At 57.4% G+C, this 24,953-nt stretch carries 16 protein-coding genes and 1 riboswitch; of the genes, 8 read left to right on the forward strand and 8 right to left on the reverse strand.

Features of this window, described 5'->3' with window-relative positions; translation table 11 throughout:
• Window positions 1-53: 53 nt before the first annotated feature.
• Window positions 54-1,574, reverse strand: a complete 1,521-nt coding sequence (locus tag MJ923_RS01920) for a DUF3612 domain-containing protein (RefSeq protein ID WP_240589676.1) — start codon at window positions 1,572-1,574, stop codon at window positions 54-56.
• Between the two features lie 166 nt (window positions 1,575-1,740).
• On the opposite strand from MJ923_RS01920, the gene MJ923_RS01925 reads away from it, so the two are divergent.
• Window positions 1,741-2,316, forward strand: coding sequence for an aldolase/citrate lyase/malate synthase family protein (locus MJ923_RS01925; RefSeq protein ID WP_240589677.1), 576 nt, complete (start codon window positions 1,741-1,743; stop codon window positions 2,314-2,316).
• A gap of 65 nt (window positions 2,317-2,381) precedes the next feature.
• On the opposite strand, the gene MJ923_RS01930 is transcribed toward MJ923_RS01925, so the two are convergent.
• Entirely contained in the window at window positions 2,382-2,672 is a 291-nt protein-coding gene (locus tag MJ923_RS01930; protein ID WP_240589678.1) for an antibiotic biosynthesis monooxygenase family protein, read from the reverse strand.
• Window positions 2,673-2,715: 43 nt separating this feature from the next.
• A complete protein-coding gene (locus tag MJ923_RS01935; protein ID WP_240589679.1) occupies window positions 2,716-4,515 on the reverse strand; it encodes an aminopeptidase P family protein in 1,800 nt (599 codons plus the stop codon).
• Window positions 4,516-4,720: 205 nt separating this feature from the next.
• On the opposite strand from MJ923_RS01935, the gene MJ923_RS01940 reads away from it, so the two are divergent.
• Together MJ923_RS01940 and MJ923_RS01945 are read left to right on the forward strand one after the other, a co-directional pair.
• Window positions 4,721-5,914 (forward strand): MFS transporter, encoded by a 1,194-nt coding sequence (locus MJ923_RS01940; protein ID WP_240589680.1) that lies wholly within the window; start codon window positions 4,721-4,723, stop codon window positions 5,912-5,914.
• Between the two features lie 87 nt (window positions 5,915-6,001).
• Window positions 6,002-6,781 (forward strand): ROK family protein, encoded by a 780-nt coding sequence (locus MJ923_RS01945; RefSeq protein WP_240589681.1) that lies wholly within the window; start codon window positions 6,002-6,004, stop codon window positions 6,779-6,781.
• Between the two features lie 32 nt (window positions 6,782-6,813).
• On the opposite strand, the gene MJ923_RS20830 is transcribed toward MJ923_RS01945, so the two are convergent.
• Complete coding sequence (locus MJ923_RS20830) at window positions 6,814-9,570, reverse strand: ankyrin repeat domain-containing protein (RefSeq protein WP_240589682.1); 2,757 nt, start codon at window positions 9,568-9,570, stop codon at window positions 6,814-6,816.
• A gap of 532 nt (window positions 9,571-10,102) precedes the next feature.
• Between MJ923_RS20830 and MJ923_RS01955 the strand changes: the two genes are divergently transcribed.
• From MJ923_RS01955 to MJ923_RS01965, 3 genes are all read left to right on the forward strand, one after another.
• On the forward strand, window positions 10,103-11,320 hold the full coding sequence (locus MJ923_RS01955) for a M24 family metallopeptidase (RefSeq protein ID WP_240589683.1): 1,218 nt from the start codon (window positions 10,103-10,105) through the stop codon (window positions 11,318-11,320).
• A 219-nt stretch (window positions 11,321-11,539) separates the two neighbouring features.
• Window positions 11,540-11,636, forward strand: a riboswitch (cyclic di-GMP riboswitch).
• A gap of 118 nt (window positions 11,637-11,754) precedes the next feature.
• Window positions 11,755-14,358 carry a glycosyl hydrolase family 18 protein gene (locus MJ923_RS01960; RefSeq protein WP_240589684.1) on the forward strand — a complete coding sequence of 868 codons (2,604 nt, stop codon included), beginning with the start codon at window positions 11,755-11,757 and terminating at the stop codon, window positions 14,356-14,358.
• Between the two features lie 72 nt (window positions 14,359-14,430).
• Window positions 14,431-16,416, forward strand: a complete 1,986-nt coding sequence (locus MJ923_RS01965; RefSeq protein ID WP_240589685.1) for a glycoside hydrolase family 19 protein — start codon at window positions 14,431-14,433, stop codon at window positions 16,414-16,416.
• 160 nt (window positions 16,417-16,576) lie between these two features.
• Here the strand turns inward: MJ923_RS01965 and MJ923_RS01970 are convergent, their stop codons facing one another.
• Window positions 16,577-17,047 (reverse strand): BamJ family beta-barrel-assembly machinery protein, encoded by a 471-nt coding sequence (locus MJ923_RS01970; protein WP_240589686.1) that lies wholly within the window; start codon window positions 17,045-17,047, stop codon window positions 16,577-16,579.
• A 327-nt stretch (window positions 17,048-17,374) separates the two neighbouring features.
• Between MJ923_RS01970 and MJ923_RS01975 the strand changes: the two genes are divergently transcribed.
• Entirely contained in the window at window positions 17,375-18,460 is a 1,086-nt protein-coding gene (locus tag MJ923_RS01975; protein WP_240589687.1) for an OmpA family protein, read from the forward strand.
• Between the two features lie 10 nt (window positions 18,461-18,470).
• Window positions 18,471-22,073, forward strand: a complete 3,603-nt coding sequence (locus MJ923_RS01980; RefSeq protein WP_240589688.1) for an Ig-like domain-containing protein — start codon at window positions 18,471-18,473, stop codon at window positions 22,071-22,073.
• A gap of 280 nt (window positions 22,074-22,353) precedes the next feature.
• On the opposite strand, the gene MJ923_RS01985 is transcribed toward MJ923_RS01980, so the two are convergent.
• The 3 genes from MJ923_RS01985 to MJ923_RS01995 all read right to left on the reverse strand — a co-directional run bounded on the left by MJ923_RS01985 (window position 22,354) and on the right by MJ923_RS01995 (window position 24,923).
• Window positions 22,354-22,704 carry a DUF1294 domain-containing protein gene (locus MJ923_RS01985; RefSeq protein ID WP_240589689.1) on the reverse strand — a complete coding sequence of 117 codons (351 nt, stop codon included), beginning with the start codon at window positions 22,702-22,704 and terminating at the stop codon, window positions 22,354-22,356.
• Window positions 22,701-23,861 carry a DUF418 domain-containing protein gene (locus MJ923_RS01990; RefSeq protein ID WP_240589690.1) on the reverse strand — a complete coding sequence of 387 codons (1,161 nt, stop codon included), beginning with the start codon at window positions 23,859-23,861 and terminating at the stop codon, window positions 22,701-22,703. Before MJ923_RS01990 ends, MJ923_RS01985 begins: the two co-directional genes overlap by 4 nt.
• A 102-nt stretch (window positions 23,862-23,963) precedes the next feature.
• Window positions 23,964-24,923, reverse strand: coding sequence for a sodium-dependent bicarbonate transport family permease (locus MJ923_RS01995; RefSeq protein ID WP_240589691.1), 960 nt, complete (start codon window positions 24,921-24,923; stop codon window positions 23,964-23,966).
• Between the last annotated feature and the right edge of the window lie 30 nt (window positions 24,924-24,953).

Consider the following 24,953-nt stretch of genomic DNA (forward strand, 5'->3'; position numbering starts at 1 on the left):
CCGGCGCACTGAAAATCGCTTCAGTGTGCCAGAGCGTCTCAGGGGACGCCAGCTTACATACCCTGGCACTGCCCCCCATAGCAGCTGGGTTTGCGCGGGCACACGGCGCCTCGGGAACAGATAAGCCGGGCGCCTTTTTCTATGCCGCGCTCGACCCAGTTGATATTGAGAATACGGGCAATGCTCATCAGCTGGCGTCGTATGGCGGGCGGAATTTCGCCCTGGCCGCCGGCCTCAATACAATGGGTTTTGAGGGACTCCGCCAGTGTCAGCGCATCCGTGCCCTGGGCATCGATTGCGGGGTTTAAGTCGATACCGGCACACAGCACATGGTGGTTGCCGGCCAGATCCACCACCTTGGTGGACTCACAGCAGTAGATGCGCGGGCTGCCCTCCACATCCAAAATGGAAATCTGCGCCGAACTGCCGCTGGTGGGCTCGCTTATCATCCGAAACACTGCCCAGTGCTGGCAGGGATCCGGTACCTGGCGCATATTGCCCCAGGGCAAGGGAATGCCATTGCCACGGTATACCGCCTTGAGTTTACCCGGCGCATAGGCATCGAAGTAATGCCAGTGTGGGTAGGGCGATACTACCGTCATCCGGCGCATTGCCACCGAGGCAGAAACGCCAATTTTCTTATGAGTATCAATTTCATAGCCTCCGCGTTCCAACAGTTGGCGGAATGGCACCTTGGGGCACAAAAGCGCGCCGGCGAAGAAGCTGGATTCAAAGTCGCGCCAGGCGCTGAGAATATCCTGGGCATTTACAGTGGAGGACAGGGTATCCAGCTCCTGGGTGCTGCCTATGCCCCGGCCCACCGCCAGCACGTTCTTCAGGCCGTCTTTGTTGTGCAGCACACTGTGGCCAATGTGCACCGCCAGGTCGTACTTGAGGCGCTCGGGGTTTTTCTTCAGCGCTTCGTTAACAAAGATGGTGCCCGGCGGCTCAAAATAGGAGGTCACCAGTTGGTGGGTGGGGACGCCGTTATCGTCCACCTGCTCCTGCGCAGGTTCTTTGAAAAAGCGAATTTTCATGCCCATGCGTTTGCAGATAGCGCTGAGATCCTCACCGCTCAGATTCAGCTGCTTGTCACCCACCTCTTCGGCGGCCCGCTCCAGATCTGGAAAATGATTCTGATGATGCTCCTGATGGGCACGAATGAGCAGATGGGCAAACTGACGGCCACTGATCCCGGTCTGCGACAGCATCTCCGGAATGGCGATTTGCAAAATATCCCTGGAGAACAAAAAGCTTGGTTCCAGTGCCATGCCGCTGATACCACCACGGCGCCCCTTATCCGGGGTAATGGCCTCTTCTTCGGGAGCATCGTCCAAAAACCAGTCCGGTGACTTTTCAAAAACCTTGGCAATCACCTCCAGCATGGCGGCGCTGGGCACCCGTTTGCCTCTTTCTATCATCGATAGATAAGACACCGAGGGCGCCGACTCAGGATCCACTCGCACACAACGGGAAGATAAGTCCTCCATGGTTAAGTGATTGCGTTTCCTTAAGTTTCTAATTTTTGTGCCCATAAAATGGGACTTGCGCATCAGACTTTTTTCACTGGCCATTTTGTAAAATTCACATTGTGAAATTTTTATTGTGAAATTGTAGTAAAAAATAACCTAGACTAAAAATCAAGCGAAATCGACAGGCCGCCCGACAACATAAATCAGGCCGGATTTTAGCCAGACCGAACAAGAGCTGACATTTACTCCCGTGACAGAGGGCAAGGCAATGAACATGACCATGATGAATACCCACAGCAATCAGCAACAACTGACACACTTCATCGGGGAAGCCATTGCCGCCGTGGTCAATGGCGCCAAGCGGGGCGTGAGCCTGGAGAGTGCCACCGAGTTTCTGGACAGACGCTTTCCGTTGACCCGAGGCTCCCACAAGGCCGTAAAAAGCTATGTTGTTTACTATCAGCACCTGCTGGCCTTCTTCGACGATGGCAGTCACAGCGGTTTGGAAACCCCTTCGCAGTTTGTTGCCCTGTGTGGCCACAAGGAAAGCCCAGCTGCCATCTTACTGAAATCCGGTGACATTCACGTTGAAATGACCCTGGATAAAAATGGCCATATGGGCTGTGCCAATCCCGCCCATATCGAGGATATCCAGGTGGAGTCTCCCGGCTTTTGTCTGCGTGACAGCGATGAGTGCGCCATTGAATCCGTGAGCCAGTGCCGTAATTGGCTGAGCCTGCTGCACACCGAGCCCTGCAACGACAGTTGCCGCCAGAGCCGCGATCGCCGCTTTACCGCCAAAGATGGCAGCGACTATTGCCTGCCTTCACTGGGGCTGTTTTAAGCCGCTACCATCTGCGCTGAATTTCATTTACGCAAAAGAAACGCCACCGAACGGTGGCGTTTTTGTCAGCGGGATTGATAACGGCGCTTAATTTCCACCACTTCCACGGTGTAGTCGCTGTACCACTTATCCTGGCCAAGCTTTTGTGCCATCAGGTGCCGACTCTCCTGCTTCCAGGCCTCGATATCTGCTTCGCTGTCCCAGTAGGAGATGGCAACTTCCTGATCCCCTTCGGTGACGGCGATAAAGTCGCGGCAACGGAATTTCTCAAATGCCAACTGCCTGAGGCTCGCCGCCATGGCGGAATACTGGGGATCCAGGTCTTTGGCTGTAGCTCTGAAAATAACGGCGTACAAGGTTTTCTCCTTAAATAAAAAAAGCGCCCGCAGGCGCTTTTTATTAGATAGCTTGAGTGGCCTGTTTAAGCCAGGCCAGCTCATTGCCTGACATGAGTGGCGCCAGGGTGGCGTACACCTTCGCGTGATAATCGTTGAGCCAGCTGACTTCCTCTGCGCTCAGCAGCGCCTTGTCGATAAGGCGGGTGTCGATAGGAATAAGCGTCAGCGCATCAAACTCATAGGTTTCACGCTCGGCACCTTTAAGGGCCTCACAGTGACGCACCACAATCAGGTTTTCGATACGGATGCCAAAGCCATCGGCGCGGTAGTACCCCGGTTCGTTGGAGACAACCATGCCCGGCAGCAGTGCTACGCCATTGCTGTTTTTGGCGATGCGCTGTGGCCCTTCGTGCACACTGAGGAAGTGGCCAACACCATGGCCGGTGCCGTGGTCATAATCGAAGCCATGCTGCCACAGGTACTGGCGGGCAAAGGCGTCCAGCTGCTGGCCGGTGGTGCCCTTGGGGAAGCGGGCCTTATCCAGTGCGATATGGCCTTTAAGCACCAGAGTCACCATCTTTTTGTGCTCGCCTGTCACTTCGCCAATGGCCAGTGTACGGGTCACGTCTGTGGTGCCGTCCAGATACTGGGCACCCGAGTCCACCAGATAGATGCTGTTTATGGTGAGCCTGGCCGGGGTGCCATTGTTGTGGTTGTAATGGCACATGGCGGCGTTGGCGCCGGCGGCGGAAATGGTGTCGAAACTGGGCTCGCGGTAGAGTGGATCTTCGAGGCGGAAGCTTTCGAGCTTATCGGCAAGCTCGCCTTCATCATACAGACGCCCGCCAGCCACTTCGGTATCGAGCCAGGCAAGGAAGCGGCTTACGGCCACGCCATCGCGAATATGGCATTCACGCATGCCTTTAAGTTCAGAATCGTTTTTGGCGGCCTTGGGCAGCGCAGCCACATCGAGTGCAGCAAGCAGCTTGGCACCGGCGTCGCGGGCAATCAACTGGCCCCAGGCGTTGCTGCTGGCCGGGTCGGCCAACAGCTTTTTACCGCTAAGCGCCTTGAGTTCAGCTTCAAGGCTCGCCTCAGCGGCCACTGTAACGCCTTCGCCCACGTGCTGATGGAAACCATCGGGAATTTTGGCAGTATCAACAAAGAGTTGCATCCGGCCATCCTGCCACAACAGCGCCGAGCCCAGCACCACCGGCAAGCGGGGCACGTCGAAGCCGCGAATGTTCAAAAGCCAACTGATGGAGTCGAGCGCGGTGATAAGCGCCAGATCGCCGCCGGCCTTTTTCACCAGAGCGCCTATCTCGCGGCGCTTCTCCAGGCTGGTTTTGCCCGCAGACTCATCGGAAAACAGCATCACGGCTTTGGCCTCGGGGATGGGGCGCTGCTGCCAGTGTTTATCGACAGGATTTTCGCTGACGGCCACAAGCTCGATACCGGCTTTGTCCAGCACGGCTTTGGCCTGTTCATACCAGGCGAGGGTATGCATGCGGGCATCAAAACCCACCCGGGCGCCTTCGCCCAAGGTCTCGGCCAGATACTGTGGCTGCGGCGTATCGGTCAGGCTTTCATAGGCATACAGGCTCTCATCTACCTGATCGCGCACCTGCACCGTGTAGCGGCCATCCACAAAAATCGCGGCGCTGTCTTTCATCACAATCGCCATGCCAGCCGAGCCGGTAAAGCCGGTGGCCCACAGCAGGCGCTCGTTATGCTCGGGGACATACTCACCCAAATATTCGTCGGCGCGGGGAATGATAAAAGCATCGAGGTGCGAAGCGGCCATTTCGGTGCGAATGGCATCGAGGCGCTTGGCAATTTCGGTTGTTGGGATGGCTGACATGGGAGACCTTTTTAATTGACTGCTTGTGAGTTGCCCACGGGCTTCGGCCGGGGCTTATAGATATGCAGGGATTATCGCAACCGATGTTGACGGCTGCAACCAAGGCGAACGTGAAAAGTATTGAGACAGTCTATGGCTATTGACTCTCCACTTGGAGGAGTGTTTATGCTGTGTGGTCTTTTTGTTGCTGCTTTTTGGAGAATTCATGCCGCTAAACGTTTGGCTGCTGACGCTGGCCCAGGCGCTGGCCATGAGCGCCACCCCTATTATGGTGCTGCTGGGGGGCCTGGTGGGTGCAAAAATAGCGCCTTCAGCGGAGCTTGCCACCGCACCCATCGCCATGATGATTGTGGGGCTGGCGGCGTCGGTTATCCCGGTGGGGCTGATTGGTCGCAGGTATGGTCGCAGGCGGGTATTTCTGCTCGGCAGTGTGCTCGGTGCGATTGCCGGGCTTGCCGCCGCGGCCGGGGTACATCAGCAGAATTTTGCGCTCTTTTGTTTAGGGGCACTGTTTTTGGGTTCGGCAGGAGCCGTGGTGCAGCAATACCGTTTTGCCGCCATGGAGGCGGTGTCTCCTGAGCTTGCGCCCAAGGCGGCATCACGAGTGCTGCTTGGCGGCTTGGTGGCGGCCTTCCTCGGGCCTGAACTTGCGGTGCTGGGGGCCGAGTTGGTACAAGGCTCCTATGCCGGTGCCTTCCTCTTATTGTCCTGTGTGTCGCTGGCAGCAGGGGGCGTGCTGCTTGCCTACCGCAATGAATCCCAGTGGCAAGCCAGTGGCCTGGCGTCTGCCACCGAGGCAGACCGCAGTTTGACTGAGCTGCTTGGGCAGAGCCAGTTATGGGTGGCCCTCGGAGCGGCCGCGATAGGCTACGGCATGATGAGCCTTATTATGACCGCCACGCCGCTGCATATGCATCATATGGAACATCACTCGCTGGCAGACACCAAGTGGGTTATCCAAAGCCATATCGTGGCCATGTATCTGCCGTCGCTGTTCAGTGGCATGCTGATTGCCCGCTTCGGCCACGGCAATATGATGCTGGCGGGACTGACGGCCTATGGCGCGACTATCGCCATGGCATTGTCGGGCAGTGAGCTGCTGAACTACTGGACGGCGCTTGTACTGCTCGGTATTGGCTGGAATTTCCTGTTCGTTTCCGGTACCTCGCTGCTTCCGTCCTGCTATCGCGGCGGCGAGAAATTCAGGGTGCAGATGTTTAACGACTTCTCGGTATTCGGTTTTCAGGCGATGGCATCGCTGGGGGCCGGGGCGCTGCTGACCGGCCTTGGCTGGCAGATATTGCTGGTGGCCTGCCTGCCCTTCATTGGGGTGCAGCTGATGTTGGTGGCTTGGTGGAAACTCAGTAAAAGCAGGGTGTTACAGGGTGATAACAATTGATTTATTCAATCTCCTTACCTACAACACTGTGTTAAACTTCACTATCCCTGCTCGGGGTCAGAGCAGGGCGTATCAGTGGAGTAAATGATGCAAAGGTTAACACTCGATGTGGGGGGAACCAACGGCCTATTTGAACTCAGGCACGAAGGTCACACAGAACAATACAAATTCCCCACCGGTGATGGTTTCTCAATCCGTGATTTGAACGAGCAGATCCAGGCGTTCGAGCAGGACTTTGGCCTTGGCAATTATCGCCTCGCCATTGCCGTGCCCGGTCTGGTGCGGGACAACCGCCTGGTCACCTGCAAGTCGCTGCCCGGGCTGACCGGGCTGAATCCATCACACATCCAATGCAGTGGTGAACTCGCCTTTATCGTTAACGATATGGACGCGGGTATACAAGCCATTGCCGATCCCCGTCACGACTGCGAAGTGCTGGTGATGTGCGGCGCCGGGCTGGGTATGGCGATTGCCATGAACGGCCGGGTGTTCAGCGGCGCCAGTGGCTTTGCAGGCGAATTGGGACACTGCCGGATCATGACGGAAGGCGGTGAATTTTCCCTTGAGCAGCTGGCATCGGCGGAACTGCTGCGTGGCCGCAAGCAGGCTCCTGCCGATGAACTCAACCAGGGCGGTATGTATCTGGGTATGGGGCTGGCGTGGGTGGTCAACCTGTTCAACCCCAACCGGATTTGGCTGGCGGGCAGCATGATGAACAGTGCCGAATTCTACAAGGGCTGTATGAGCAGCCTGCGGGATATGGCATTGGGCGCGCCCATGGCCAACTGCCAGGTGCACAGGGTGGATGATATGGAAACCCTGGTTTGCCGAGGATTGGTTGCCATGCTGGATAAGCAGGAAAGCTAAAGTAAGAAAAAACGCCGCAATCGCGGCGTTTTTTATGCCTGCAGCCGGGGCGGTTCCAGCGGCAGATCCTGGCGCTCGTCATCCCAGCTGGCCATAAAGCGAATTTCATCTTCATCGCGGCTGAAGTTGCCAAGGGGCGATAGCAGGTTTGGCCGTCGTGCTTCTTCCTGTGCCCTGTGTTTGAGGCCAACTATCAGACTCACCAGCCACCAGCCAAACACCCCAAGGCCGGTGTACAGCAGCCAATCGGGGGCGAAATACCAGATAAGTGCCATCAGCACAGAACCCGGTAGCAGGTACCAGAGGCTCACGTGGCCAAGGCCGAGGGTGAGTTTATGCAGCCGATACCAAAAACCTCTTGGTTTCAAGGCGTTGATATCGATGTGCGGCGATGGGATGCCAAGGGTTTCATAGTGGTCGAAGGCGCTCTTGCCGCTTTTATCCAGCACGCTAATATCCACACCGCGGGCCAGCAGCGAGGCGGCGCCCTTGTGGTTGAGCATCAGCACCGCGCTCATCAGCGGCGTCTGGCCTTCGCGGTTGAGGGCATCGGCATCACAACCGGCATCCAGCAACAAGGGGCAAAGATCTTCATCGTGCATCGCGCCCATGCGGGCGGCGAGGTGCAGCGGGGTGTCTTTGTCATGCTCGCTCGGCATATCCAGCGACAAGCCCGCCGACAGCAGAGTAGGGATGAGTTCGCCATGGCCACGATAACAGGCCGTGTGCAGTAAGGATTCGCCCTCAAACCAGCTGTGTGGATCGGCGCCTTCGGCCAGCAGGTATTCGGTCAGGGCCAAGTGGCCATTGGCTACCGCAAAATAGAGCGCGGTGGCGCCATCTTTGTCACGGGCATTGAGGCGGGCCTTGTGCTCAACCAGCAGCCTGGTCATGGTCACATCCCCAAGATAGGCCGCCCAGCTCAGCAGCGCCTGACGTCCCTGTGGTCTTAAGGGCTCGCGCAGGGCATCGGCTTCCTGGCGCAGACGGCTCAGCGGACCCAATAACACCTCGAGGCTGCGATGACTGCCGGTGGCCTTGAGCCTGGGCACCCTGAGCAGATCGCGGGTGCTGGCACCGGCATCGAGCAGCATACGGCAGATGTCGGTGTTGCCGCTTATCACTGCCATTGCCAGTGCCGTGTTGCCCTCATGATTGGCGTGGTTGAGGCTTTGCGCCTTGCCCACCAAAAAGGCGACTATTTCGCGGGCGCCGTGGCGACAGGCGTGAATCAGCAGGGTATCGCCCTGATGATTGATGATGCGTTTGTCTCTGAGCCTTAGCCAGCTGCGCTCGAACGCGGCGGTGTCGCCAAGGGCAATCACAAGCCAGATATGCTCGCTCACCGGCAACTCAAACAGCGCATCGTGAAAGACCTGATGCAGCTCGTCATCCTTGGGACGCAGCCGCAGCATGGCCTCAAATACGGTTTCGCCATCGAAATTGGTTTCGGCGGGATTTTCTCCCGAGGCCAGCAGCATACGCGCGGCCATGGGGCTCAACTCTTCCAGATAGTCGTGCAGCAGCGGCGTGCGGTAACGAAACGGTTTATTGGCTTTCAGCAGAATCGATAGGTTATTCAAAGCATTGTGATGAATTGCCGTGCCAATCGCCCTATTATGGTCGAAGTGCTGAATGCGGCGGGTGATGATGGAGATAAGCCGGCTGGCTCTGTCGTCTGCCACCAGATACTCCACCAGATCGGCGCAGCAATCATCGATATTCAGCCCCAGAGATTCTGACTTGAGCAGCAGATAGGCCACCAGCCGGAAAGCGCCGCTGGATGCCGCCCCCTGCAGCAGTTCCACCATGTCATCGCCATGGCCGCCAAACTCCAGCCCGAGCGACTCCAGATGCTTAAAGCCCACCAGATTGTCGACCTGGGCACAAATGCCCGCCAGCACCATCAGTTGATCGTGATTGAGTACCAGTGTTGACAGCAGCCGCTCCAGCACGGGCTTATCGTGATGACGAATAGCGCGCTTGATTTGCTGCTCCATATTGCCGTCGCGGTAGGCGGCCTCGGGGCGTAAATAGGGAAAGCCCTGACGATGCAGGCTGCCCGCCAGCTCATAGTCGAGGGCAAAGCTGTGCCATAAAATCGAGCCGCCATCGTCCAGGCGCCGCGCCTTGTCCCAGCCGGCATCGATTAACGCCTGAATAAAAGGAGCCAGCTTTTTGTCGCCCAGGGCAAACAGATGGGCCATTAAATCCTGTCCCTGACGGTCGCGCTCTTCCCGATCGGCGCCGCGGCGCAGCAGTAGAGTGAATATCTCCAGGCTGCGATGCAAAATGGCGTTGAAAATCAGTGGCTCATCACCGATGGGAGTATTGGGATTCAGGCCCTGGATCAGCAGCCGTGCCAACTCATCGGCCTTGTGCTCGCGGATAAGGGATTCCAGCGTATCTTCAGGTAGATAGCGCGCAAGCAGTGATGCAAGTTCGGCATCCTGCGGCCGGCGGCCGTGAAAGAAAAAACTGTCTTGACTGGCTTCGAGAGCACCGCAACGGGCGTGAACCTTGATAAATTCCACCCCCAGAGCTTTGGCGGCCCGCATCAGGCGGAAATTGATCCCGGCGTCGCTGGCAATATCGAGTCTGAGGTGATTGCTGAAGGCTTTAAAATCGTCGAGGGTTTCATGACTGTCGAGCCATTGGGACAGCCCGAGCAGATCCAGAGCCTGCATTGGCGTCAACGCGCTTACCTGCTGCCTGGCGCGCTCGCCATCAGCTGCTGATAAACACAGGCTGTACCTGAACCAATTGGCCGCCATGGCTCCCTCTGACACCTTTTCCCCCGGGTAACTGCGCAGCGTTTTCGGCCCGAATGGTCGAACCACGCAACACTGGCGTCACAATACCCACAAGCGCCTCATCTGGCAATCGAAATTGGCCCGTGAACGGGGCTGGATTGCCCAGCGCGATCTCCGGCGCCGATTTATCGCACAAAAGCCCCGTTTGGGTGGCAGCGATTGCCTGGAACCGCTGCTTTGTTGCTTATTGCAAGCATCTGTGAGGGCTGCGATTAACAGTTCGTTGGCGCCGGATTGTCGCCGCTTGTCAGGGTTAAAAAATAGTGACCCTGTTGACCTTTTAGCAGCTTGCGCAGCGCTGTGCCAGCAGACGGCGATGGATATGTGAGCCACTCAGGTGAAATCTGACCGAAAATCATACCTCAAGGTGATAATTGTCAGCGGCTGACCCCCAAAATCGGCCTTGATGAAATGAATTCTGATTCACTGTTTGTATACTTTATGCTAAAAAGGCGGCAATCAGGAAGCGCGACCAGCGGCCTTTCGTAACGCTAACAAGAGGTGAAGTATGACCATAGGTGTAGGCGGGTTAACCGCAGAGCAGGCACTGGCCGGGCTCAGTGACATGACCCACGGGGTTGAGCCCATCGCAGTGGCCGAGTTCCAGGAGCGTATCAACAAGGCGCAGGGCTTGATGAAGTCGCTGGGTTTGGATGCGGTTTACCTCAATGCAGGCACCAATCTTTACTACTTCACCGGCACCCGTTGGTACGCCAGCGAACGCATGGTGGGTGCTATTCTGCCCGCCGAAGGGGCGCTGGAATACATAGCGCCGGCCTTTGAGCTGGATACCCTCAAAGGCTACATGGCCATCAAGGGCGAGGTAAACACCTGGCATGAGGACGAAAGCCCATATCAGCTGTTTGGCGCAGTGCTTGCGCGCCTCGGTCTCACGCAGGGCCGGGTGGGCATGGATGAGTCGGCGGCCTTTTTTATCAGCGAAGGCATTCGTGATGCCAACCCGGAACTTAAGGTGGTCAGTGCCAAGGGCGTGACTGCCGGATGCCGGATGCAAAAATCCGCCATTGAACTTGCGCTGATGCAGCGTGCCAAGGATATGACCCTGGAAGTGCACAAGGCGGCCGCGGCCATGCTGCGTCCCGGCATTAGCGTTGGTGAAGTGGAAGCCTTTATCGATGCTGCTCACCGCAAGGTTGGGGCTCCGGCGGGCTCCTATTTCTGTATCGTGCTCTTTGGCGAAGACACCGCCTATCCCCATGGCGTTAAGAACCCCAAAGCGCTGGCTGAGGGCGATACAGTGCTGATTGACACCGGCTGCCAGCTCTATGGTTACAACTCAGACATCACCCGCACCTATGTTTATGGCACCCCAAGTGCGCGTCAGCGTGAGCTGTGGAACCTGGAAAAGCAGGCGCAGGCAGCGGCTTTTGAAGCAGCAAGATTGGGCGCGCCCTGTGGCAGCGTCGATAAGGCCGCCCGCAGCGTGCTCGAGGCCGCAGGCTTTGGCCCCGGCTACGCCGTGCCAGGTCTGCCACACCGCACCGGCCATGGCATAGGGCTGGATATTCACGAATGGCCTTATCTGGTGGCAAACGACACTACGCCGCTGGCGCCGGGCATGTGTTTTTCCAACGAGCCCATGTTGTGTGTGCCGGGGGAATTTGGGGTGCGCCTGGAGGATCACTTCTATATGACGGCGTCGGGGCCAAAGTGGTTTACCCAGCCTTCTTACTCCATTGATGACCCGTTTGGATTTGAGGTCTGACCAGACTCCTGATGCGGCGCCAATCGGCGCCGTTTGTTTTTAAGTTTATGAATAAAATCGATATTATTTAAAGTTTTCACTCCAGCCTATATCCACTTTCCGCTGAATTTCACCAAAACAGATAGCGTTCTGTAAATAAGTTGTTGCCGCCTTAAAAATAATTAGCCTATGCTGAATTATGAATGACAACGTTGTCATTTGGTTCTGCCAAATAGTCATTTGTGAAAAAGGCAAACCGGTCGAAATGCCGGGACGCAAAGCCACCGGTCTAAGGGCGCTCTGTAAAGACAGAGGCTACGACAGCGGGGATACCACAGGATGATGTCTTAAGCGGGTGTTTGGTCGCACCCCATGCTTGTTGTCGGCATCTGCCGTTCCTGAAGGCGCTTTGCCTTGCCTTATTGAAAAGAATAAAAACCAATAAGGACAAAGACATGTTTCTAACTAAACCCTCAGTAACCGCGCTCGTGGTGGCGTCGGCGCTGGCCGCGCCTGCCATGGCCGCCAAACCTGGAAAACCGGCTCTTGCATGGGGCGAAACCAAGTTTTCCATCATCGAAATCAATCAGGCGGCCACCGCCTACAATCAGCTGGTCACGGTTAAGGATGCCGCCAATGTGTCGGTAAGCTGGAACCTGTGGAGCGGCGATGTGGGCGATACCGCCAAGGTGCTGCTGGACGGTGTGGAATACTGGAGCGGCCCGTCGGGCGCGTCCGGCACCGCAACCTTCCCTGTTAGCCAGGGCGGCCGCTATCAGCTCACCGTGGCCCTGTGTAATGCCGATGGCTGCACCGCCAGTGATGCCCGTGAAATTCTGGTTGCCGATACCGATGGCAGCCACCTGGCGCCACTGACTGCGCCGCTCAAGGAAAACAACAAACCTTACGCCAATAAATCCGGCAAGGTGGTGGGCGCCTACTACGTGGAGTGGGGCGTCTATGGCCGCAAGTTCACCGTGGACGATATTCCGGCGCAAAACCTGACTCACCTGCTGTACGGCTTTACACCAATCTGTGGCGGCAATGGCATCAACGACAGCCTTAAAGAAATCGAAGGCAGCTTTGAAGCGCTGCAGCGCGCCTGTTCCGGCCGCGAAGATTTCAAAGTGGCGATTCACGACCCCTGGGCGGCAGTGCAGATGCCACAGGGCGATTTGTCGGCCTACGACGAACCCTATAAGGGCAACTTTGGCAACCTGATGGCGCTGAAACAGGCCTATCCGGACCTGAAAATTCTGCCGTCCGTTGGTGGCTGGACCCTGTCCGATCCTTTCTACTTCCTTGGTGACAAGACCAGGCGCGACACCTTTGTTGCCTCGGTGAAGGAGTTCCTGCAAACCTGGAAATTCTTCGACGGTGTGGATATCGACTGGGAATTCCCGGGTGGTCTGGGCGCCAACCCCAACCTTGGCAGCCCCGAAGATGGCGCCACCTACGTGACCCTGATGAAAGAGCTGCGCGCCATGCTCGATGAGCTGGAAGCCGAAACCGGCCGCGAGTTCCAACTGACCTCGGCCATCAGCGCCGGTGATGACAAGATTGCCAAGGTCGATTACCTGCAGGCACAGCAGTACATGGACCACATCTTTGTGATGAGCTATGACTTCAACGGCGCCTGGAGCAACACCGAGCTTGGCCATCAGACCGCACTTTACGATGCCTCCTGGGATCCCAACACCCGTTACACCACCGACAAGGGCGTGCAGGCGCTGCTGGCTCAGGGCGTGACTCCGGGCAAACTGGTGGTGGGCGCCGCCATGTATGGTCGCGGCTGGACCGGCGTGAGCAACTACAGCAACAATAATCCCTTCACCGGCACCGCCAGCGGACCGGTAAAAGGCACCTGGGAAAATGGCGTGGTGGATTACCGCGACATAGTCAACAACCGTATGGGCAGTGGTTGGCAACAAGGTTATGACGAAGCGGCTGAGGCACCATGGCTGTTTAACCCATCGAGCGGCGACCTTATCACCTTCGATAACGAGCGCTCGGTCAAAGCCAAGGGTCAGTATGTGCTTGCCAATCAGCTGGGTGGTCTGTTTGCCTGGGAAATCGATGCCGATAACGGCGATATCCTCAATGCCATGCACGAAGGCCTGGGCCACGGCGAAGGCACCAACCCGCCTGCCAACAAGGCGCCCATAGCCAATGCAGGCGCTGACGTCAGTGTTACCGGCCCTGCCGATGTCGCGCTGAATGGTTCAGCATCCCGCGACCCTGAAGGTGGTGCCCTGAGCTACGCCTGGAGCCAAACCTCTGGCCCGGTTGTTGCCATCAGCGGCAGCGACAGTGCCAATGCCAGTATTTCCCTTGGCTCAACCGAGGCGGACGTCAGCTATGTATTCAGCCTGACAGTGACAGACCCACAGGGGCTTGCCAGCACTGACTCAGTGACAGTCACCAACAAGGCTGAAACGCCAAACCGTGCCCCTGAAGTGACTGTGGATGCAGCCTTCAGCGCCGAGTCCGGCGCCGCGGTGAGCATAGCGGCCAGCGCTGCTGATGCCGATGGGGATGCGCTGACTTATCAGTGGACAGTGCCTACGGGCCTCAGTGTGTCCGGCCAAAACAGTGCCACTCTGGTGGTGACTGCGCCTGAGGTGACTGCCGATACCCAGTTCAACATCAGCGTGCTGGTGTCGGATGGGGCGCTCGATGCCAGTGCAGCCACAGTGCTGACCGTGAAACCCAAGTCAGGCGGTGGTGACAACGGCGGCTGTAATGCCACCGATCCCAATGCCGGTAACTTCCCAGCCTGGTCAGCAACTACCATCTACAACGGCGGTGACAAGGTGAGCCACAGCCAGCTGGTATGGCGCGCCAAATACTGGACTCAGGGCAACGAGCCAAGCCGCAGTGCCGATGCCTGGGCGCTGGAGAGCAATGTTGACCTCGGCTGGGATGCGGCTGTTGCCTACAACGGCGGCGATGTGACCTCCCACAATGGCCGCAACTGGAAAGCGTCCTGGTGGACCAAGGGCGAAGAGCCGGGTGTTGCCAGCGTATGGGTCGATGTGGGCCCAGCCAGCTGCAACTGAGACCTGAGCGATAACGACTAACCCAATACAAGCCCGGCTTCGGCCGGGCTTGCTGTTCATGGGAATAACATCATGAATAAAATATCTATTTTGGCAGGCGCTATGGGCGCACTGCTTACGGCCAGCCTGTATGCGGCCGACCTGTACGATATCAACAAAGCCTATGGCGGCGGCAGCCAGGTCAGCTTCAATGGCAAGCTCTATGAAGCCAAATGGTATGCCAACCCCGGACAAAGTCCGGGTAACAGCTATCCCAACGAATGGGATAATCCCTGGAGCCTGGTTGGGGACGACCCGGGTGATACCGGCAGCGCGGGCGGCGGTACAGAGAGCGGCGGCGGCACAGATTCTGGCGGCACAGGTGGCGGTGGCAGTGGCGGCGCCAATGCCGATGGCACTGTTACCATGACGGCGGCCGAGGTGGCGGCGAAAGAGGCGAGTCTTACCGACTTTCCCCTGATGCATGCCGTTAAATCCTCCATCGCCACCCGCGACAATGCCATTGTTGAGGCTGTGCTCCCCGGCCGCGCCGAAAATCCGGCCAACGTGAAGCGGCTCGAGGCGATACTGCCTGAAGCCGAGTTTGAGTTTATCTTCCCGGTCCGGGCGCCGGAGTACAGCTACCGCGGCCTGTTGCAGGCGGCGGCCAAGTTTCCGGCGCTCTGCGGTGACTATGATGATGGCCGCAATGCCGAGGCCATTTGCCGCAAGTCGCTGGCTACCATGTTCGCCCATTTTGCCCAGGAAACCGGTGCCCATGATGTGTGGCGCCCAGAGCCCCAGTGGCGTCAGGGGCTTTACTGGGTGCGGGAAGTGGGCTGGGATGAAACCAAACGTGGCGGCTACAACGCCGAGTGCAGCCCGGATACCTGGCAGGGGCAGGAGTGGCCCTGTGGCAGCTTCGCTAACGGTGAATACAAAAGTTACTTCGGCCGCGGCGCCAAGCAGTTGTCGTACAACTATAACTATGGCCCCTTCTCAGAGGCCATGTTCGGCACAGTGCGTACCCTGCTCGATAGCCCAGAGCTGGTGGCTGACAGCTGGCTGAACCTCGCCAGCGCGGTGTTTTTCTTTAGCTATCCCCAGCCGCCCAAGCCGTCGATGCTGCATGTTATTGATGGCACCTGGCAGCCCAATGCCCAGGATCTGGCATCCAATCTGACGCCGGGGTTCGGGGTGACCACCATGATAATCAATGGTGGCATCGAGTGTGGGCAGGGCACAGAGAAGCCTCAGTCTGTTAACCGTATCGAGTATTACCGCGCCCATGCGGCCAATCTCGGTGTACCGGTTGCCGATTCTGAGGTACTGGGCTGTAAGGATATGAAGGCCTTTGCCGTGGGCGGCAGTGGCGCCATGAACATCTACTGGGAGCAGGACTGGAGCTATGTGCCCGGCAATCCCAATGGTGGCAAGAGCTACGCCTGTAAGCTGGTGGGCTATCAAACCCGTTTCAGCGCCTTCCGCGATGGGGATTATGGCCGCTGCCTGAGCCACTTCTTCCCGGAACTGGTGATTGAGGCAGGTGATGGCTCCGGTGGCGGTGGCGACAATGGCGGTGGGGACAACGGTGGCGGCGGTGAGCCTGCCAACCAGCCTCCACTGGCGAAAATCAGTGGTCCATCCGAGGCTGACAGCGGTGCTTCGGTGCAGCTGTCGGCGCAGCAATCACGCGATCCTGAAGGCAAGGCGCTAAGCTTCGCCTGGAGTTTACCGGCGGGCGTGACGGCAGACAGTGTCGATGGCGCGCTCATCACCCTGTCACTGCCTGAGGTAAGCACGGATATTAGCTTGAGCATAGGTGTGACAGTCTCTGATCCCGAAGGCGCGAGCCACAGTGTCAGTCACGTGCTGCTGCTGAAGGCGGGCGCCGGGGAAACACCGGCCTATCCTGGCTATCAGCCAGGCGCGAATTATCAGGCCGGCAGCCGGGTCAGCAATCATGGCAAAAACTACGAGTGTAAGCCATACCCTTACAGTGGCTGGTGCAGTGGTTCAGCCTGGGCCTATGAGCCGGGCGCAGGTGCCTATTGGAGCGATGCCTGGCTGGAGTTGTAAGTTGCCAGTGGTATAAGTCGTCAGCGTTGTAAGTTGCCAGTGGTGCTAGTTGCAGCTAAATGAGCTTAACGTGCAGCTAAATTAGCGCATCTTGCTTGCAAGTGTTGGAAAATAAAAACGGAGGCTCAGGCCTCCGTTTTTATTTTGCGTCAGTCAGTATTTACTCGATGGCAATCAGTTCAACATCGAAAATCAGTACCGAGCCGCCCGGGATCTTGCCCACGCTGCGGCTGCCGTATGCCAGACTTGCCGGAATGAAGAAGCGGAACTTGTCGCCTTCTTTCATCAGTTGCACCCCTTCGGTCCAACCTTTGATAACCCGGTTCAGTGGGAAGGCGATGGTTTCGCCGCGATCAACCGAAGAATCGAACACTGTGCCATCGGTCAGGGTGCCATGGTAGTGCACCCGTACTGTGTCACTGGCGCTGGGGTGACGTTCACCATTGCCTGCTACCAACACCTCATACTGCAAGCCGGAAGCTGTGGTTACCACGCCATCGCGTTTGCCGTTGTCGGCAAGATACTGGGCACCTTTTTCTTCGTTGGCTTTGGCGGCCTTTTGGCCGTTCATGGTGGTGAAAAAGTAAAAGATAACGCAGGCAATAACGACAGCAGCGAGGGCAATTCTCATGGGTGGGTTCCAGTGTCCGGATTAATAACCTGTGCAGTATGGTACGGGGGGAATGAAGAGCGAACAAGCCTTTAATTAGAAGCGGTTGTCGCAGCGAACCTGAAGCTGGCACTGAACGTTTGCGGCTTGTCTATTCTGCCTTTTTATCGGGTATTGGCTCGGGGCTCAGCCCCCGGCATTTATATCAGGAATAGCCATCTGCCGACCTATTCGTCTGCGGTAAGTACGGGAGTATGATAAGTTGAAACTTTGAGCAGTGAATTTGGATTGTGCTGGCTGATAGTGTAAAATATCCCATTTAAACAGCATGTTACAAGGATTTTACCTATGTTGCGTCCCACTGGAAATGCAGTTTTACATCTGTTGCTTCTTTGTTCGCTGATCACGTCCGGCACCCTGCGCGCAGGAGAACTGACCGGCTCCCCCGATGATACTTCCTTCAGCCCATACCCCTATGTGGGAGCCAAAGCCGGCTGGATGCATTATCAAAATGCCTGTGAAGACTGGAATGTTGGCTGCGATGGCGATGACAATGCCTTCGGTGGTTTTGCCGGTTATCAAATTAATGAATTCCTTGGCTTTGAAGCCGCCTGGTTGGATCTGGGCAATGCCGTGGGGATTTACCCAGAAGGCGGGGTTAGCCAAACCTATACAGGCTCCATGGCTGGCTGGGAGTTCTCGTTTCTGGGCCGGTTTGGGCTGACTGAAAACCTCGATGCCTTTATCAAGGCAGGTGCCTTTGTTTGGGATGGTGAAAACCAGGGCCCGAGGCGCACCGACACGGATTCAGGTACGGCACCCATGGCCGGTGTAGGCCTCGAATATCAGTTTGCCAGGCATTGGAGTGCACGGCTCGAATACCAGTACATCGACAGCCTCGGCAGCGATAAGCTGGGGGGCAGCAACGGCCACTTTACCAGCCTTGGGGTTATCTATCGCTTTGGCTCCGAGCCAGAGCCCGTGGTCAGCACAACGCCAGAGCCTGAGCCGCAGCCCGTGGTGGTGATGCCAACCACGGTGAGCCAAACCTTGGAGGCGCTGCATCTGGTGACCCTGTTCGCCTTCGACAGCAGCGCCCTGACCGATACTGCAGCGCTCGATACGGCCCTGGAAAGATTGCAGCGTTACCCCACCGCCAAGGTGCAGCTGAAAGGCTACACAGATGCCAAAGGCAGCAATGCCTACAACCTTAAGCTTTCCGAGCGGCGGGCGCAGGCGGTAGCAGATTATTTTATGGCAAGGGGCATCAGTGCAGACCGAATTCAGACCCAGGCCTTTGGTGAAGACTTCCCGGCAGCGGCTAACGACAGCGCCGAGCACCGTCATTTGAATCGTCGGGTGGATGTGTTTTCGCCGTCAATTGTGATTGAAGTGGATGTGACTCCGGTCAGCAACGATGCCAATGCACGCTGAGGAGGGCTGGGTGACTTTGTTCAATCGATTGAAAAAACACCTGTTATTGCCACTGGTGATGCTGCTTGGCGCCTGCGGTGGTGATAACGATGGTTTCCCCACCGCCGAATGCGGCGGGCCGGACAATCCCTGCCCACCCTATGCGGTTTCCCTGAGCGTGAGCCCGAAGGAAAGTCGGCTCGCGGTGAATACATCGCTTCAATATCAGGCACTTGCTACTTACAGTGATGGCAGCGCAAAAGATGTGACCACCAGTGTCAGCTGGCAAGCCAGTGACACTAATGTGGCCAGCATAGCCGCCGGTGGCAAGGCATTGGCGCTGGCCGCAGGCAGTACCCGTATCAGCGCAACTCTCACATCCACAACGCCTGGCGCCAGCGACCTGACTGACGATGCCAATCTCAGTGTGACCGATGCTGCGCTGGATGCGCTGGTGGTAACGCCGGCAGAGGCGTTGACGCTGGTTGGGCTCGATAAGGCCTTTATGGCTGAGGCGCTGTTCAGTGATGGCCATCGCCAGGATGTCACTCAGGACGCCAGTTGGTCGAGCCTGAACAGCGCTGTCGCCACTGTGACCAACAGCGAAAACAGTAAGGGTGTGGCCCGTGGCATCAGCGTGGGGGATGTGTTTATCCAGGCGAGCTTTGGCGCCAAGGCTGCCAGCGGCGAGCTTATCGTGCTGGCGAGCAAGCCAAAAGCCCTGGTGGTCAGCCCCAAAAATCACACTCTGCCCAAAGGTACGGGTGTGGCGCTGCACGCGGATCTGCTGCTCGAAGATGGCCTTAGCCTGAATGTCACAGCGCAGAGCCAGTGGCAAGCGGCCGCGCCTTCCGTGGCGACGGTAGACAATGCAGGCTTCGTCTCGGCCCAGCAGTCTGGCCAAACCGCCGTGACTGCCACCCTCAGCTTTGCAGGGGTTTCTTTAGCCGACTCTGCCAGCATTACAGTCACAGACGCAGTGCTTGAATCCTTGTCGCTGACACCGGCGCAGGCGAGCATTCCGGTTGGCCGTACTCAGAGTTATCAGCTGATGGGGCTCTACAGCGATGGCAGCATCCATCCCCTTGGGCAGGTGGCGAGCTGGCAAAGCAGCGATCCGGCCATTGCCACGGTAAAGGGGGCGGGCACCGCAGTTGGGCTGCAACCAGGGTCAGTGCAAATTGAGGCCAGTGTGCATGGGCTCAGCGCCCAGGCGCAGCTCGCGGTAACCGATGCTGTGGTGACATCATTGGTGGTTACGCCCGGGACGGCGCGGGTGCCGCTGGGGTATGAAGGACGTTTCAGTGCCAATGCTCATTTCAGTGACGGCAGCAGTCAGGATGTGACCCAGGATGCCCTTTGGCAAAGTGGCGATGAGTCTGTGGTGACTCTGGTTGCCCTTGGAGAGTTTGGCGGCAGTGCCAAGGGCGTTGCCGTTGGCGCGACTGAAGTCACGGCAAGCTTTGCCGGTTTGACGGCCAGCAGTCTTGTTACCGTTACTGACGCTGAGCTTAAGCAGTACAGTATCGCCCCTGTGACCAGCACAGTGGCGGCAGGGCTGACACTGCAATACACGGCTAGCGGTGTCTTTACCGATGGTACAGTGCAGGACCTGACCCGCCAGTCCAGTTGGATAACTACGGACCCAAGCATTGCCGATATCAATGGCGGGGGATTGGCAGGTGCCTACAAGCCCGGGACAGTGACAGTTCAGGGCAGTTTCCGGGGTTACAGTGCCAATGCCAGCCTGACAGTGACCGCAGCCGAGGTGCGTGAGCTGCAACTGACACCTTTGCAGGTGAAGGTGCCGGTGGGCACAGAGGGGCTGTTTGAGGCCACGGCGTTTTACACTGATGGCCATATTGAGCAGGTGAATACCAAAGCGCAGTGGCGCAGCAATGACGAGACCCTGGTGGCGGTGACCAATGGCGCTGAGGGTGGTATGGCGCAGGCATTGGCGGTTGGGCAGACGCAGGTGAGTGTTACTTTCGCAGGCCTTAGCCGCAGTGCTGAAGTGGAAGTGACACCAGCCACCCTGGTGGAGCTGACCATTTCGCCCATTCAGGCCGAGGTAGCGCTGGGCCTCAATCAACACTATCAGGCGTTTGCCCGTTTCTCGGACAACAGCAGCAAAGAGGTGACACTGGAGTCGTCATGGCTTGCCGCCGATGCTGCCGTCGCCCGCATCGACAAATATGGTGTTGCCCACAGTGTGACAACCGGCGAGACCCAGGTTCAGGCGAGCTATCTTGGTTATAAGGCCACAGCCAGTTTGAAGGTGACAGAGCCGGTTCTGCTTGAGCTGCAGATAAGCCCGCCCACTGCCAGCCTGCCCATCAAGGGGGTGATGAACTTCCGCGCCAGCGCTATCTTCAGCGACAGCCAGGTGGTGGATGTGACTACCGGCAGTGGCTGGACTGTGGACGACCCAGGCATAGCCCAGGTGGAAACAGTCAGTATTACTTCGGGCCGCACCACTGGGCTTGCCACTGGCAACACCCGGGTGAATGTTACCTACGCAGGTATGACCGCCACAGCTGAGCTGACGGTGACAGATCTTGAGTATCTGGGGATCAATGTTGAGCCCTATGAATCATCGGTTATTCAGGGGCTGACCCGCCAGTACCGCACCTTTGCAGTGTACAAAAATGCCCTTGGGCAGACTATCAGCCAAGAGGTGTCCGGTGCCCTGTGGGAGGTGGAAAAGCCAAGCATAGCGACCATTGACCAGATGGGGCTCGCCACCGGTCAGTCCGAAGGCCAAACCATGATATTTGCCCACTATTTGGGATATCGTGGCGAAGCCAGCTTGCGAGTGTTGCCCAAAAACTTCGATAGTCTCAAGGTCGTTCCCGACACCGCCAAAGTGCCGCTGGGTACCAAGGGAAGGTTTAAGGCGCTGGCTTCATACGCGGGCTACAGCTATGAGGTGGATGTGACCGAGCTGTCGACCTGGAGCTCGAATGCGACCGATATTGTCTCTGTGGTGGCAACCGGGGCCAAAGGTGGCCAGGCAACCGCTCTGGCCCTTGGCAACGCCACAGTGACAGCAAGCTTCGATCGCAGGCTAACCGCATCAGCGGCCGTTGCTGTTTATGAGCCTGAGATAGCTTCCTTTGAGGTCACACCCGCTTACTTGGCGGTGGAGCCCAATACCACTGGGCAGTTGAATGCCATAGTGCATTATGTGGATGGCAGCAGCCGGGATGTCACTTTGGACAGCGTCTGGGTATCTGACACACCCTCGGATGCCACGGTGGAAACCGGCACAGAGTTCTCCGGTCGGGTAACGGGCCATGTCGACAATGGTTTTGCTACTGTTACAGCAAGCTATCAGGGCATGAGTGATACCGCTGAAGTGAGCGTGTACGATCAGCCCATCGCTTACTTCCGCTTCGAGCCCAGCACGCTTGAAGTGCAGGTCGGCAAGGTTGGCAGCTATATCCTGTGGGCGGTGTTCGATGATGGTCATGAAGAGGATTACACCCGCTTTATTGAGGTGACCGCCGACGATGACACCCTGGTGAATGTGTACGGCAATGGCACCTTTGAAGGGTTGGCGCCTGGTGAAACCCTACTGAGGGCGCGCCTCGATATGGTGACGGGTGAGGCGAAACTTACAGTGCTGCCCTGAAAAATCTGAACCCCCATAAATCAGTGCCTTTAAAGCCGCTGCTTGTGCATTTGCCGCAGCGGTTTGAAGGGGGTAAGGCCCAAAACCGTGCAATGCGTGAAACCAGTGCAAAAAAGCCACCCCTGGGTGGCTTTTTTATTGTTGGATGCGGCAGGGAAAAGGGCTCAGTTGCATTCGCCTTTGCTTTGCCCCAGTGCTTTGTCCTGATGCTTTGCTGATATGCACTGAGCTGGACTGGGCTGGGCTGGGCTGGGATTACAGCCTGCCTGTGCTGGCAGAGTTAACTGACGCTACCCTGCCCGAGCATATACCATATCAGCCCGGCGGCAAGCAGCAAATGGACTGTGGTTGCCACAAAGAACGGCCATAAAAAACTGCGCTTGCTGGTTTTGTGGCGAAACAGTCCCATAGCCAATATGGCACCGGCAAACCCGCCGATAAGCGCCAGCAGCCAGAGTTTGACCTCGGCGGTTCTTTGCAGCTCTTTTTTGGCGGCGCGTTTGTCGAGGCCGTACACCGCAAAGGTAAAAAGTCCAAGCGCAGCGTAGCTTACCAGCAGCCAAAGCGGCAGCAGATTGAGTGCCACCGCGATGGCCAGTAACAAATAGAACAGCAAGGCAAACACTATCATGAACTTACCTCTGAGGTGCCGCTGCGGCCAGCCTGTCTGCCAAAGGCCAGATAGCGCCACAAGGTTTCCAGCGGCCCTTGCTTGAACACTTTCAGATACAGGCTCGCCAGCAGCAACTGACACAGAGCCCAGACGATGGCCGCGGCCAAATAGTGGATGCGATCGAAGTCCATCAGCCACTCGGGGAACAGGTAGCGGAAACACAAAATCCCCACCACAGACTGCAAAATATACAGTGACAGTGCAAGCTTACCCACTGCCTGCAGCGCGGATAACCGCGAGGGGCCAGCGGCGCAAAGGCGAATAATGGCATCGGCATACAGCAGGGCAACCGGGATTGCGCTGTAAATCACCGTGGCCTGAGACAGGGAATGTAGCCGCGGTGAATCACTTAAAAACAGCATCAGGTCGATGGCCACCAGAAGCAAGGCCAGCGCCCACACTCGGCTCCTGTGACGGCTGGAGAAGCCATAGCTGAAAAACTCTGAGCGATACAAGTACATCCCCAGCAGCATCATACCCGCCACATACCAAAGCATCGCCAGCGGCAGAATGAACATGTTCATGGTCGCCATCATCATCAGGTGTTGCAGCAGCTGCTCGGGATAGCTGCCAACCCAGGGCGCCAGCATTTCCCGGAACTCTTCGCTGGTACGGATTTGGTTAATGGATTCGATATCTATCTGCGAAAGGGCGGCCATGGACACCAGCGAAATACCGATAAACAGTGCCGAGCGGGCGCGCAGGGTGTGCATATCCGCGTTCAGATAACTGATGGCCAGCAGCGACGACAGGCCGTAAGTCAGCAGCACATCACCGGGCCAGATAAACACGCCGTGCAACAGGCCGAACAACATCAGTATTTTGAGCCGCTTTTTGATGGGCACAAAGGGGGTGTCTGTGGTGCGGCTGAAACTGGCAAATTGGATAGCCAATCCCACTCCGAACAGCAGGGTAAACAGCCCGATAAAGCGTCCTTCGAGGAACACCCGCGAAAACAGCTCAACGGCAGTATCCGTGGCCGCGGCCGGGTCGGTGGCGCCATAGCCAAACAGGCTGTTGCCCATAAACAGGATATTCATGAAAAAGATCCCGAGCACTGCAAGGCCTCGGACGGCATCGATACTGGGGTTTCGAGTACGGCGAACTTCAGACATCCACTGTCTTCCATCAGGTTGATTAGCAAGGGAATCAGCCTAGCATGAAAACAAAATCGCGAGCCAGTGGCTCGCGATGATTTGTACGAAAGGCTACCCGTGTCAGAACATCAGCGCCTCAATCCAGTGTTTGTAGAGCGGGATCCCTATCAGGACGTTCACCGGAAAGGTAATGCCGAGGGAGGCCAGCATCGCCAGGCCGATATTGGCATCGGGAATCGCAGCGCGGATGGCAGCCGGTGCGGCTATGTAGGAGGCGCTCGCGGTCAGGCCGGCCAACACCAGCACTGTGCCCGCAGGCAGCCCAAGGGCGATGCCTGTGCCTATGCCGACCCAAGCGAGCACAAAGGGGGCGGTGGCGGCGAATGCCAGCAGACGCCATTGTTTCAGCGGCAGCGGGATAAACACTTTGGCGGTAACCAGACCCATTTCCAGCAGGAACAGTGCGAGCAGGGTTTTAAATCCGCCCAGCAGCATAGGCGCCAGTGGCTCAAGACCGGCCGGACCGTAAAGCCAGCCGATAAATACGCCACCGAGCAGCAGCACCACGCCGCGGCTGGTCAGCGCCTCATGCAGGATGTTGCCGCCCTGGGGCTTGCTGGCTGCTGTTGCATCTTGCTGGCCCTGGCTCAGCTTGCGGTGCAGCCACAGCATGATGACGATGGCAGGTAGTTCCAGCAGCACCAGATACAGGGTGGTTTCGGGCCTCAACTCCCAGCCTGCCGTTTCAGTCAGCGCCATGACCACCGCAAAGGTGCCAGCGCTCACAGAGCCGTAGTGGGCAGCGATACTGGCCGAATCTGAGGTGCTCAGTTTCACCAGCAGCCTCAGCACCGGAAACAGCAGCAGCGGGATGGCAAAACCCAGGCCGACCACTGCAACCAGTTCCAGCGGTTCCAGGGTGGCGGTTTGGCCGTGCAGCGACATGCCGCCTTTGAGGCCCAGGGTCAGCATCAGCAAAATCGACAGGGTTTCGTAAATGGACTCTGGGACCTTGAGGTCCGATTTGATCACCCCGGCCAGCAGACCGAGGGCAAAAAAGGCAATAACGATATCCGGCATGACTGTCTCTCTTTATCCTCTGTTTCTGGT

The sequence above is a fragment of the Shewanella zhuhaiensis genome, assembly GCF_022484835.1.
In the GTDB taxonomy this organism is placed as follows: Bacteria; Pseudomonadota; Gammaproteobacteria; order Enterobacterales; family Shewanellaceae; genus Shewanella; species Shewanella khirikhana.